The sequence below is a fragment of the Flexivirga lutea genome, from assembly GCF_054778955.1.
In genome coordinates this window covers 188,649-201,161 of sequence record NZ_BAAGZB010000006.1, presented here as the reverse complement: position 1 = coordinate 201,161, position 12,513 = coordinate 188,649, and the positions used below count along the sequence as shown (strand labels likewise).

Here is a 12,513-nt window from a genome sequence, read left to right as displayed (position 1 = left end):
GAATCATCCACCGGCACACCATGATCAGCGGCCAGGTCCTCCACCAACGCCGACGTCGCATCCAGCAACACCGCATCAGCGAAACCCTTCACCGCCTCCGCCGCTTGGATCACGTCTCCCAGCCGCTCCGGCCGGACGCGGCCTGGCGTTCCTCGCTCACGGCTCCCCAGCGCCTTCGCCTCCGCGACAAGAAGCCGCAACGCGTCAGCCACCGGACCGGGCAGGCCGGCAAGATCCACGCTGCCCGCGGCGTCCTCCGTTATGACCGGCCACCCCACCGTCTCGCCTGTTTGCTATCTGTGTTCGAGTCTAGGTCCGACCACTGACACCCTGCGCTTCTGCGGAGGCCGTCTCGCCACGGCCGAATTCCAGCTGGACGGCCGCGACGGCGGCTACCGTGCAGCATGTGACAGACGACCTCGCACGCACCCCCACACCCGTCGACGCCATCGCGGATGCCCTGCACGAGCAGTCCCTCGCCCTCTCACCGATGTGGGGCACCTACATCGGCGCCGGCGAGCGCCAGGACGAGCTCGACGACTTCTCCCCCGATGGCCTCGCCGCCCGCAACCGGCTGCACCGCGAGACGCTGCAGGCGCTGGACGGCGTGCGGGCCGCCGACGACGTCGACAAGGTCACCATCGATGCGATGCGCGAGCGGCTCGGCCTGGACATCGAGACGTATGACGCCGGCCTCGAGCACGCCTCCCTGAACGTGATCGCCTCACCACTGCAGGACATTCGCGACATCTTCGACCTGATGCCGACCGACACCCCCGAGCAGATCGACACGATCGGCCGCCGCATGCGAGCCGTTCCCCGCGCACTCGACCAGTGGTTCGAGTCGTTGCACGTCGCGGCGGACCGGGGCATGGTCAGCCCCCGCCGACAGGTCGTCCAGTGCATCCAGCAGACCAAGGACCACACCGCGGACGACGGCTACTTCGCGGGGCTGAAGAAGCAGCACCCGCAGATCGCCGACGCCGTCGACGCGGCGGCAGCGGCATACGCGCGAGCCGGCGAGCGACTGGGCACCGAGCTCCTGCCGCAGGCACCGGAGTCCGATGCCTGCGGCCGCGAGGTCTACCGGCTGCGGTCGCGATACTTCCTCGGCTCCACCGTCGACCTCGAGGAGACCTACGCCTGGGGCCAGGAGGAGCTGGCCCGCATCACCGACCAGATGCAGCAGGTCGCCCAGCAGATCAAGCCCGGCGCCTCCGTCAAGGAGGCGATGGCCGCCCTCGACGCCGACCCGGACTACACGTTGCACGGCACCGACGAGCTGCAGCGCTGGATGCAGGGCAAGGCCGACGAGGCGATCACCGACCTCGGCGGCAGCCACTTCGACATACCCGAACCGGCGCGCACCATCGAATGTTGCATCGCCCCCACGCAATCCGGTGGCATCTATTACACGGCACCGAGCGAGGACTTCTCCCGACCCGGCCGGATGTGGTGGTCGGTGCCCAAGGGCGAGGAGCACTTCAGCACCTGGCGCGAGCTCACGACCGTCTACCACGAAGGCGTCCCCGGACATCACCTGCAGAACGGCCAGACGATCTTCCGCTCCGCGCTGCTGAACGCCTGGCGTCGGCTCGACGTGTGGTGCTCCGGTCACGGCGAGGGCTGGGCCCTGTATGCCGAACGACTGATGGACGACCTCGGCTACCTGCAGGACCCCGGCAACAAGCTGGGGATGCTGGACGGCCAGTCGTTGCGCGCGGCGCGCGTCGTGGTCGACATCGGGGTGCACTGCGGTTTCGACGCACCGGCGGAGGTCGGTGGCGGCGCGTGGACCTACGACAAGGCCTGGGCGTTCCTGAACGCCCACTGCGACATGGGCGAGGGCTTCCTGCGGTTCGAGCTGGACCGCTACCTCGGCTGGCCCGGCCAGGCACCGTCATACAAGATCGGTGAGCGCATCTGGCTGCAGCTGCGCGAGGAAGCGCGAGCCGCGGAGGGCTCCGACTTCGACCTGAAGGCGTTCCACCGGCGCGCTCTCGACATCGGCTCCGTCGGCCTCGACACCCTGCGAGGCGCGGTCCTCGGCACGCTCTGATCGCCCGGCTACTGCAAGGATGACCGGGTGCACATCGCCCTCCCGATCTTCCTGCTGACCGCTGCCGTGGTCGTGCTCGCGACCGTGGCGCGGTGGATCCGGCTGTCGGCCCCGCTGCTCCTGGTCGCCGTGGGTGCGGCGGTCTCGTTCCTGCCGTTCATGCCCTACCCGTTCGAGGTGAACCCCGAGGTCATCCTGCTCGGCTTCCTGCCGCCGCTGCTGTTCGCGGCCGCGTCCAACACCTCACTCATCGACCTGCGCCGGGAACGACGGCAGATCCTGCAGATGTCCGTGCTGCTGGTGCTGTTCACCGCCTTCGGTGTCGCGCTGGTGGCGTGGAAGCTGCTCGACATACCGTTCGCGGCCGCGGTGGCCCTCGGCGCCGTCGTCGCTCCACCCGACGCCGTCGCGGCCACCGCCGTCGCCCGCCGCATCGGCCTGCCCCGCCGCGTGGTGTCGGTGCTGGAGGGCGAGTCGCTCTTCAACGACGCCACCGCACTGGTGACGGTCAACACGGCCAAGGGGCTGATCGGGGGAGGTGCCGGTGCGGCAACGATTTTCACCGCGGGACGGGACTTCCTGTGGGCTTCGCTCGGCGGCGCGGTCATCGGCTTCGTCGCCTACCTGCTGGTCAAGTGGGTATGGCGCCATGTCACCGACACCGTCACCATCGTCGCGTTGAGCTTCCTCAGCCCGTGGATCGCCTACCTGCCCGCCGAGAAGGTGCACGCCTCCGGCGTCATCGCGGCCGTCGTCTGCGGCGTGGCCACCAGCCACGCGGCGCCGAGGATCCAGACGGCGCAGTCGCGAGTCTCCGAGCAGCTGAACTGGGCGTCGATGACGTTCCTGCTGGAGAACATGGTCTTCCTGCTGATCGGCCTGCAGACCCACACCATCGTCGACGGCGTCCGCAACTCCGGCAACAGCATGGCGCGGATCCTCGGCATCGCGCTCCTCATCCTGCTGACCGTCATGGTGCTGCGGCCGCTGTGGCTGCTCGGCTCGGAGATCATCAGCCGCCGGATGGGCTGGTCCAGCACCACGATGACCGGCCGCGAGACCGCCATCGCGTCCTGGGCCGGTATGCGCGGCGTGGTGACGCTGGCGGCGGCGTTCCTGCTGCCGCCGGAGACACCCGGACGCGAGGCGATGGTCTTCATCGCGCTGGTCGTCACGGTGGGCACCCTGGTGCTGCAGGGCTTCACGCTGGGGTTCCTGTCCCGCCGACTCGACCTGCACGGGCCCGACCCGCGCGAGGACGCCCTCCAGACCGCGCAGCTGACCCAGGCGGCGGTCAATGCCGGCAACCACCGACTCGACGAGGAGCTGGACGACAGCGAGTTCGACGTCCCGGAACAGGTCGTGACCGTGCTGCGTCACCAGTCCGCCCGCCGCGCCAACCTGGCCTGGGAGCGACTCGGCCACAGCGACGAGCGCAGCGAGACACCGTCGGACGCCTACCGACGACTGCGATCGGCCATGCTGGATGCCGAACGCACCAAGGTCCTCAAACTGCGCGACAAGGGCGTGATGGACCACGAGGTGTTGCAGGCCGTCATGGGGTCGCTGGACCTGGAGGAGTCGATGATCGCGCGCGTGCAGGACTACGACCGCAACCTGACCGAGCGCCTGCTGCTCACGCCCGAGGAGCGCCAGTTCGGCTGCCAGCACCTCGCGGACGCACCCTTCGCGGTCGACCCCGACACACCCGAGGGGTGCGAGGAGTGTCTGCGCGACGGCACCGTCTGGGTCCACCTGCGCCTGTGCCTGGCGTGCGGCCACGTCGGCTGCTGCGACTCCTCGGTCGGCAAACACGCCAGCAAGCACTTCGAGGAGACCGGCCACCCGGTCATGCGTTCCTTCGAACCGGGCGAGGCCTGGCGCTGGTGCTTCGTGGACAACATCCTGGGTTGACCGGCATCCCCTAGGCTGGCCCGTCGTGACCGTCGACCTGATCCTCGCCTCCGCCTCCCCCGCCCGCCTCGCGACGCTGCGCTCGGCCGGGGTCGAACCCCGGGTCATCGTCTCCGACGTCGACGAACCGGCCGCGATCACGGCCGCCGAGACAGCACTCGGGCAGCCACTGGCCACCGACGAGGTCGCGTTGCTGCTGGCCCGCGCCAAGTGCGAGGCCGTGGCCGCCACCGCCGACGCCGACGCCCTCGTGCTCGGCTGTGACTCGGTGCTGGAGTTCGACGGGCAGACGTTCGGCAAACCCGCCGACGCGGCCGACGCGACCGCGCGCTGGCAGCGGATGCGCGGGCAGACCGGCACCCTGCACACCGGACACTGGCTCATCGACGGCCGCGACGACTCCACCGGGGCGACGCTGGGTGTCGTGGCCTCCACCGTGGTGCATTTCGCCGCGCTCAGCGACGCCGAGATCGAGGCGTATGTCGCCACGGGTGAGCCGCTGCACGTCGCAGGTGCCTTCACCATCGACGGATTGGGTGGCCCGTTCGTCCGCCGCATCGAGGGAGATCACCACAACGTGGTGGGCCTCAGCCTGCCGGTGCTGCGGGACATGCTCGCCGAGGTCGGCGTGCGGTTCGACCAGTTGCGCGACTGAGACAGCACACCGCGCAGGTCAGGCCGCCTCGCCGGCGGGGTCGACGACGGCGGGCATGTGCATCAGCCGCGGGAACCCGAGCACGACCAGACCGGACAGCAGCAGCAGCACGGCGAAGGCCACCATCGCCTCCTCCCCACCTGCTGCCCCGATGAGGAATCCCATCGTCGCCGGGGCGAGCGCGGTCAGCACCAGCGACATGACGTTGTCGGCGCTCATCACCCGCCCGAGGCGGTCCGGTGGTGTGCGGTCGGTCAACACCGCGACGACCGCCGCGTTGCACGGCGCGAGCAGGAAGGTCGCGCACGCCATCAGCACCATCAGCACCAACGGGGCATGCACGAACGCCATACCGGTGAACGCGGCCGCACCGACGACGGGCGTGAGCAGCATCAACAGGCCCACACTCAGATGCTGCAGGATCCGGCCGGACAGCAGCGACGCGACCAGCATCGAGACCGCCATCGCGCTGGTCACCGCACCGATCCAGGCAGGGTCGGTGCCGCGCTGCTGCATGGTGATCGTCACCGACACGACCAGGCCCGTGCCGGCGAAGTTCAGCACCGTCGACAGCAGGGTGATGGTGCGCAGCAGCTCGTGACCGAAGAGGAAGCGCAGGCCGGTGCGGATCGCCGGCAGCAACGCCTCCCGCTCGTGTGCCGCCGTGCCCGGCAGTGGCGTGCGCACCCGTGAGGCGCAGAAGATCGCGACCAGGTAGGTCAGGACGTCGGCGACCATCGGCAGTCCGCGAGCCACCCCGAAGAGGGCCCCGCCGATCGGCGGCCCGGCCAGCCCCGCGGTCGCCGAGCGCACCTGGTTGTTGACCGCGGCCCGCGGTATGTCGCCCTTGCGCACCACGTGCCGCACGGCCACCTGTTCGGCGGGACCGTAGAAACTGTTGGCCACCCCACCGCACGCCGCTGCCAGCATCAGGTGCGGCACGGTGACGTGGTCGGCGAACGCAGCGACGGCCACCGACAGGTAGGCCGCCGCGCCGAGTGCCGCCGCGGCGATCATCGTGCGGCGACGGTCCCACCTGTCCACCAGTGCACCGGCGGGCAGGCCGATCAGCACCAGCGCCATGGTCGTCGCACCGGCGACGAGGCCCACCGCGAACGGGCTGCCGGTGGCGGCCAGGGTGATGAGCGGGAACGCGAGGCTGCTCATGCGGCTGCCGAGGCTGGACACCGCGCCGCCGGCGATCAGGTAGGCGTAATCGCGGTTGTGGCGCAGCGGCGGATGCACGAGATCGTCGGGGTCCACCGGTGGATGCCCCCCGTCGTCGGTCCCCACCGTCGCGCTCCCCCTTTCGTCCACTGTCACGATCCACCACCCTGCCATTCCGTGGGCCGCTGTTGGGGCTCGGAAAGGTAAGAGTTTGGTCACGCGGCGAACTCGTCGTTGCGCAATCACCGGTGGCCCAGGACGCGGGTCTAGCGTCGTTCTTCGGACACCTATCCATCGACCAGCCGCTGCTCGTCTCCCTCTCGTCCCAAGGAGCCGTATGTCGACCACCTTCCCATCGGCCAAACTCACTGCGGACCAACGCAATTCGTTCGCCGCCGCCTACCTCGGCTGGGCGATGGACGCCTTCGACTACTTCCTCGTCGTGCTGATCTACGCCCAGATCGCCAAGGACTTCGGCAAGTCGCTGACCGAGATGTCGCTGATCACCACGATGACCCTGGTCATGCGCCCGGTCGGGGCATTCATCTTCGGCTTGTGGGCCGACCGTGCCGGCCGCCGCATCCCGCTGATGGTCGACGTGTCGTTCTACTCGGTGGTCGGGTTCCTGTGCGCGTTCGCACCCAACTTCTGGGTGTTGATGGTGCTGCGCATGCTCTACGGCATCGGCATGGGCGGCGAGTGGGGTCTGGGTGCAGCGTTGGCGATGGAGAAGATCCCGGTCCACCGCCGTGGCTTCTTCTCCGGCATCCTGCAGGGCGGCTACTCGATGGGTTACCTGATGGCGTCACTGGCGTTCCTGGTGGTCAACACCTGGTGGGGCCTCAACTGGCGGTGGATGTTCGCCCTGTCGATCGTGCCGGCGCTGATCTCGTTGATCATCCGCGCCCGCGTCGAGGAGTCGGAGGTATGGCGCGAGAGCCGCGAGCGCTTCAGGTCGACCACCACGAGCGTCGGCGACATCGTGAAGAACCCGACGATCTGGAAGCGCTTCATCTTCCTGGTGCTGCTGATGACCGCGTTCAACTGGATGAGCCACGGGACCCAGGACGTCTATCCGACCTTCCTGAAGGAGACCGTCGACTCCGGGCTGGGCTTCGCCAAGTCGACCGCCACCTGGATCGCGGTGATCTACAACATCGGCGCGATCATCGGTGGCGCGATCGCGGGCTCCCTGTCGGAGCGCTACGGCCGCAAGACGCTGATCGTGCTGTGCGCGGTGCTCGGGCTGCCGATCGTGCCGCTCTTCGCGTATTCCACGTCGATCGGGATGATCATTCTCGGTTCGTTCCTGATGCAGGTGATGGTGCAGGGCGCCTGGGGCGTCATACCCGCGCACCTGACGGAGTTGTCGCCCGACGAGATCCGCGGTTTCTACCCCGGTGTCACCTACCAGCTCGGCAACTGCCTGGCGGCATTCAACCTGCCGATCCAGGAAGCGCTGGCGTCGTCGCACGGCTACCCGTTCGCACTGTCCGTCACCATCGTCCCGGTGTTCATCGCGGTCATTGTGTTGACCCTCGTCGGCAAGGAACAGAAGGGGATCCGCTTCGGCACACGCGACACCAGCGTGGTCGCCGAGACGACCGGGTGAGGTCTCGATTGACCTCACGTGCGCTCGAAGGACGAGGATGGTGCCCATGATCACTTGTGCCACCTGCGCCGTGGAGTACGACGACAGCGCCGCGGGCCGCGACTGCCCGATCTGCGCCGACGAGCGACAGTACCTGCCCGAGCAGGGACAGATCTGGTCCAGCCTCAACCAGTTGGCCGCGGCCGGGCGCCGCGTCGAAGTGCTGGACCTGCGGCCCGGGCTCACCGGCCTGCGCACCGACGTGGGCATCGGGCAGACCGGCCTGCTGGTGCAGACGCCCGAGGGCAACCTGCTGTGGGACCCGCCGGGTTACCTCGACGACGAGACCGTCGCGGCGGTATCCGGCCGGGGTGGCATCCGGTGGATCGCGGCGAGCCATCCGCACATGTTCGGCGTCCAGCTCGAGTGGTCGGCCGCGTTCGACGACGCACCGGTGTACGTGAACGCGGCGGACAGCCGGTGGCTGGGCCGTCGCGGTCCGGCGATCACCGAGTGGGGTGACCGGCTGCCGCTGACCGACGGGCTGACCCTGCACCGGATCGGCGGCCACTTCCCGGGCAGCGCGGTCGCCCATTGGACCCAGGGTGCGGACGGTCGCGGCGCGCTGCTCAGCGGCGACACGATCATGCCGAACCCGGACCGTCGGACGGTGAGTTTCATGCGCTCCTACCCCAACCGGATCCCGCTGTCCGCCGACGTCGTCCTCCGGATCGCCGCACATGTCGCACCCCTGGCGTTCGAGGAGATCTGGAACAACTTCGGTGCCGCCGTGCCCCAGGACGCCGCTGCCGCCGTGCAACGTTCGGCGCAGCGCCACGCCGCGTGGGTCCGCGGCGACTTCGACCACCTGACGTGACCGGTCCAGCCTGACCGCCGATCATGACGCCGAGCGGCATACTCGACGAGCGACCAGTGAAGGAAACGTCAGAGGGAGTACGACCGTGTCGATGGCCGACAAGATCAAGTCCAACGCACAGCCGCACCTGCAACCGGGCGAACAGACCCACGGCGCCTTCGCCGGCCAGCGCACCGTGCGCAACCGGCTGGGCGAGGGCGGCTACCGGTGCGTCATCGCGACCGACCGCAGATTCCTGGTCTTCCAGTCCGGTTCCTTCTCGCAGACGACGCTGAAGCGCCAGATCGCCGAGGCTCCGCGCGGCATCCAGCTCGGCGAGCCGGAGGGGCTGTGGCACACCGTCACGATCGGCGACGAGACGATGAAGGTCAACCGCCGCTACTTCGACCAGCTCCGCGCGATCGACGCCGCGGGCTGACCCGGCCGCACCGGCGCGTAGGCTGCACGGCGCGACAGGTTCGCCGCGTCATGGTGCGGCGAGACAACAGGGAACCCGGTGCGACTCCGGGACTGCCCCGCAGCGGTATGTGAGAACGACCTCCGTCATACGCACTGGCCACCGGCTGGGAAGCGACGGACAGTAGACGCCGGCACCGGCACGCTCACGAGTCCGAATACCTGCCCGTCGCCCGGACCCGGACCCGGGTCCGGCCGACTCTGTGACCTCTCGGGTGGGTCACGAAGGAGATTGCTGATGACCGATCACACGATCGCAACCGTTCTGGGCTGGCCGCGACAGGGCCCCAAGCGGGAACTGAAACGGGCCGTCGAGGACTACTGGGCCGGCCGCAACACCGCCGAGCAACTGCACGACACCGCCGCCGAACTACGCGCCGAGGCATGGAAACAGCTGTCGGACAACGGCATCCACGAAATCCCCACGGGCGACTTCTCGTACTACGATCACGTACTCGACACGGCGATCATGGTCGGTGCCGTGCCGCAGCGCTACCGTGACGCCGCCGACAGCCGGCTGGACGCCTATTTCGCGATGGCGCGGGGCAACGACCGGGTGGCTCCACTGGAGATGACGAAGTGGTTCGACACCAACTACCACTACCTGGTCCCGGAGCTGTCCCCCAAGACGGTCTTCGCCGCAGACCCCGCCCGGCAGGTCGCACACTTCACCGAGGCGACCCGGGCCGGCCATCGGGCGCGTCCCGTGCTCATCGGACCAGTCACCTTCCTCCTGCTGTCCAAGGCGGCCGACGAGGCACCGACCGGCTTCGATCCGCTGTCGTTGCTCGACCCGCTGCTCGACGTGTACGCCGAGATCCTCGGCGCCCTGCACGACGCCGGTGCCGCCTGGGTGCAGTTGGACGAGCCCGCCCTGGTGCTGGATCAGCCGGCGCCCGTGCTGGACGCCGCACGGCATGCCCTCGACCGCCTCGGCTCAACAAGCAATCGACCGAAACTGTTGATTGCCAGCTATTTCGCCGCTCTGCAGGACGCGTTCGAGGTGCTCGCGGACGCACCCGTCGACGGCCTGGCGATCGACTGCACCATCGCCGACAACGTCACGGCGATCCTCCAGCACGGGCTGGCCGGCAAGCGACTCGTCGCAGGTGTCATCGACGGCCGCAACGTCTGGGCCGCAGACCTGGACGACCGGCTGGCCACGCTCCATCGGCTGGCCCCGCGCGTCGACGATCTGGTCGTCGGCAGTTCCTGCTCGCTGCTGCACGTGCCGCTCGACGCCTCGCGCGAATCCGCGATCGATGACGAAGTCCGCAGCTGGCTGGCCTTCGCACGCGAGAAGGTGCTCGAGATCCGCACCCTGGCAACGGCATTGGACGGCCAGGATGGCGCAGCTCCCGCGCTGGAGAACGCACGTGACGCGATCGCCTCGCGACGCGGTTCGGCACGGACTCACGACGAAACCGTGCGAACCCGGACGGCCACGATCACCAGCGCCGACACCCATCGCGCGACCGCATTCGAGCAGCGCCGCGAGCAGCAACAGCAGGCACTCGGGCTGCCGCCACTGCCGACCACCACCATCGGCTCGTTCCCGCAGACCGCCGCCGTGCGCAAGGCGCGCGCGGCACTGCGCAGGGGCGAGAGCGACCGCGCGGCATACGAACTCGCCATGAGAAGTGAGATCGCTTCGGTCATCGAGGTCCAGGAGGAACTAGGCCTCGACGTGCTCGTCCACGGCGAACCGGAGCGCAACGACATGGTGCAGTACTTCGCCGAGCAGCTCGAGGGCTTCCTGACGACCGCCCACGGCTGGGTGCAGTCCTACGGCACCCGGTGCGTGCGGCCGCCGATCATCTTCGGCGACGTGTCGCGTCCTGAGCCGATGACCGTCGACTGGTGGCGGTACGCGCAGTCGCTGACCGACCGACCGGTCAAGGGCATGCTGACCGGACCGGTCACGATGCTCGCCTGGTCGTTCGTCCGCGACGACCAGCCGGTCGGCGACACCGCCCGGCAGGTCGCGCTCGCGTTGCGCGACGAAGTGTCCGACCTGGAACGGGCGGGCTGCCGGATCATCCAGGTCGACGAACCGGCACTGCGCGAGACGCTCCCGCTGCGCGCCGCGGACCGCGCGGCATACCTGCGCTGGGCGACCGAATCCTTCCGGTTGGCAACGAGTTCGGTCGCAGACGCCACCCAGGTGCATACGCACATGTGCTATGCCGACTTCGGTGACATCTTCGCCGCGATCGACGAACTGGACGCCGACGTGATCAGTCTGGAGGCGGCCCGGTCGGGTATGTCGCTCGCCGAGGAGCTGCGGGATGCGGGCTATCGCAAGGGGGTCGGTCCCGGCGTCTACGACATCCACTCGCCGCGGGTGCCCGCCGAGGACGAGGTGCGGCAGCTGCTGGAACGCGCGGTGCGGTCCCTGCCGGCCGAACTGGTCTGGGCGAACCCGGATTGCGGACTGAAGACGCGTCGTCCCGCAGAGGTGCGGGCTGCGCTCGCGCACCTGGTCGCCGCCGCGCGGACGGTGCGCGAGAAGGTCGGCGCGGCCGCATCCTGACCGCGCCCGTCGGAGCCGTCAGCGCTCGGCCGACCACGGGCCGTGGATGATCGGCGCCGTCTCGTTGTCGGGCTCCTCGGCAGCGTCCCCCTCGTCGCCCCGCTCGGTGTCCAGGTGCCGGGTGACGAGGGGGATCGTCCGCTCGTCGCGGTCGGGCGCGGCCGGCTGCGGGGTCGGCAACCGGTGCGCCTCAGGAGGCGGTGCCGGTGTCGTCGGCAGCTGCGCGGTGCCGTCGCCGAAGTCCAACGGCAGGGGCACTTCCTGGTGGGCAGGTTCCGCGTCCGCACGATCGGGCTCGGCTGGCGTGTCGAAGCCGACGTCGATCCGCTGGAATCCCTTGAGCCGCGTCGTGTGCGCGAGACCGCTATAGGCGCGCACATCGGCGTCGGTGAGCTGCACGTTATCCGTGAACGGCGTCAGCAGCGCCCGCGGCCACAGGCGCAGCACCCAGACAGCGTTGATCTCCATGCTCAGGACCACGATGATGCCGGCGACGAAGAGGAAGAGCATCAGACCGAGGACGACGGCCAGAGTGCCGTTCATCGAGGCGTTGCGCTGCACGACGTGCTCGACATACAGGTTGCCGAAGCGCTGCAGCACTTGCCACATGATGGCGGCGAAGACCGCGCCAGGCCACATCTCCCGCCAGCGCAGCGAGCGACCGGTCGCCACGTGGTAGGCGACCATCAGGGCGAGCACGTCGATCGCCAGGGTGCCCAGCTTCACCCCGAGCGAGGCGAGCCCCTCCAGATGCACCAGCCGCGGCACGACCTGCGTCAGACCGATGGTGGCCAGCAGCGACGTCCCGAGCAGGCCGATCAGTCCGACCGACTTGCCACGCGCCGCAAAGGGATTGGGTCGCGAGTTGCGCGGCACCTGCCACACGCTGTTGGCGATGTACTGGAATGCCTGCGCACTACCCAGCGCACCGTAGAGCGCCACGAGTGTGCTGACGGTGATCGAGACCCAACTGCCGGAGAGGGCGTTCGGCTTGCTGATCTGGTCGCTGATGATCGGGAACTCGTTGAGCGCCGACTTGATCAGGTCCTGCTGGAGTCCCGGGTCACCGTTGAGGACCACACCCAGGATGGTGGTGGCCAGGATGAGCAGCGGGAAGAGCGACACGAAGGCGTAGAAGGCCAGCAGCGCCGCCAGGTAGTTGCCCATGTCGTCGAAGAACTTGTAGACGACGGCGATGGGGTAACCCAGCGGCGCGAATCGCCGCTGCGCCCGATCCACCGCCGAGTGTGCCACCACCCCT

At 69.0% G+C, this 12,513-nt stretch carries 10 protein-coding genes and 1 riboswitch; of the genes, 7 read left to right on the top strand and 3 right to left on the bottom strand.

The window, feature by feature from the left end:
• The coding region (locus ACYVBN_RS17985) for a hypothetical protein (protein WP_460601705.1) at positions 1–239 on the bottom strand (239 nt) is incomplete at its 3' end.
• A 167-nt stretch (positions 240–406) separates the two neighbouring features.
• Here ACYVBN_RS17985 and ACYVBN_RS17980 point away from each other — a divergent pair.
• From ACYVBN_RS17980 to ACYVBN_RS17970, 3 genes are read left to right on the top strand one after another with little or no spacing between them, the layout of a single operon-like run.
• Positions 407–2,059 carry a DUF885 domain-containing protein gene (locus ACYVBN_RS17980; RefSeq protein ID WP_460601704.1) on the top strand — a complete coding sequence of 551 codons (1,653 nt, stop codon included), beginning with the start codon at positions 407–409 and terminating at the stop codon, positions 2,057–2,059.
• A 27-nt stretch (positions 2,060–2,086) separates the two neighbouring features.
• Entirely contained in the window at positions 2,087–3,973 is a 1,887-nt protein-coding gene (locus ACYVBN_RS17975) for a Na+/H+ antiporter (protein WP_440282762.1), read from the top strand.
• Between the two features lie 25 nt (positions 3,974–3,998).
• Positions 3,999–4,628 (top strand): Maf family protein, encoded by a 630-nt coding sequence (locus ACYVBN_RS17970; protein WP_440282761.1) that lies wholly within the window; start codon positions 3,999–4,001, stop codon positions 4,626–4,628.
• Between the two features lie 18 nt (positions 4,629–4,646).
• Here ACYVBN_RS17970 and ACYVBN_RS17965 read toward each other — a convergent pair whose 3' ends face one another.
• Positions 4,647–5,951, bottom strand: a complete 1,305-nt coding sequence (locus ACYVBN_RS17965; protein WP_460601703.1) for an MFS transporter — start codon at positions 5,949–5,951, stop codon at positions 4,647–4,649.
• Between the two features lie 181 nt (positions 5,952–6,132).
• On the opposite strand from ACYVBN_RS17965, the gene ACYVBN_RS17960 reads away from it, so the two are divergent.
• From ACYVBN_RS17960 to metE, 4 genes are all read left to right on the top strand, one after another.
• Positions 6,133–7,407, top strand: a complete 1,275-nt coding sequence (locus tag ACYVBN_RS17960; protein ID WP_460601702.1) for an MFS transporter — start codon at positions 6,133–6,135, stop codon at positions 7,405–7,407.
• A 46-nt stretch (positions 7,408–7,453) separates the two neighbouring features.
• Entirely contained in the window at positions 7,454–8,263 is an 810-nt protein-coding gene (locus tag ACYVBN_RS17955) for an MBL fold metallo-hydrolase (RefSeq protein ID WP_460601701.1), read from the top strand.
• Positions 8,264–8,354: 91 nt separating this feature from the next.
• The gene (locus tag ACYVBN_RS17950; RefSeq protein WP_460601700.1) at positions 8,355–8,681 is read left to right on the top strand and encodes a hypothetical protein; all 327 of its coding nucleotides are present in this window, start codon (positions 8,355–8,357) and stop codon (positions 8,679–8,681) included.
• 19 nt (positions 8,682–8,700) lie between these two features.
• A riboswitch (cobalamin riboswitch) is annotated at positions 8,701–8,903 on the top strand.
• Between the two features lie 54 nt (positions 8,904–8,957).
• Complete coding sequence (gene metE / locus ACYVBN_RS17945) at positions 8,958–11,252, top strand: 5-methyltetrahydropteroyltriglutamate--homocysteine S-methyltransferase (RefSeq protein WP_460601699.1); 2,295 nt, start codon at positions 8,958–8,960, stop codon at positions 11,250–11,252.
• 18 nt (positions 11,253–11,270) lie between these two features.
• On the opposite strand, the gene ACYVBN_RS17940 is transcribed toward metE, so the two are convergent.
• Positions 11,271–12,509, bottom strand: coding sequence for a YihY/virulence factor BrkB family protein (locus ACYVBN_RS17940; RefSeq protein WP_460601698.1), 1,239 nt, complete (start codon positions 12,507–12,509; stop codon positions 11,271–11,273).
• Between the last annotated feature and the right edge of the window lie 4 nt (positions 12,510–12,513).

What these genes read in the sequence shown, in the direction of transcription:
- ACYVBN_RS17955 (WP_460601701.1), top strand. Translation starts at nt 7,454, where the DNA reads ATGATCACTTGTGCCACCTGCGCCGTGGAGTACGACGACAGCGCCGCG.
- ACYVBN_RS17960 (WP_460601702.1), top strand. Translation starts at nt 6,133, where the DNA reads ATGTCGACCACCTTCCCATCGGCCAAACTCACTGCGGACCAACGCAAT.
- ACYVBN_RS17950 (WP_460601700.1), top strand. Translation starts at nt 8,355, where the DNA reads ATGGCCGACAAGATCAAGTCCAACGCACAGCCGCACCTGCAACCGGGC.
- metE (WP_460601699.1), top strand. Translation starts at nt 8,958, where the DNA reads ATGACCGATCACACGATCGCAACCGTTCTGGGCTGGCCGCGACAGGGC.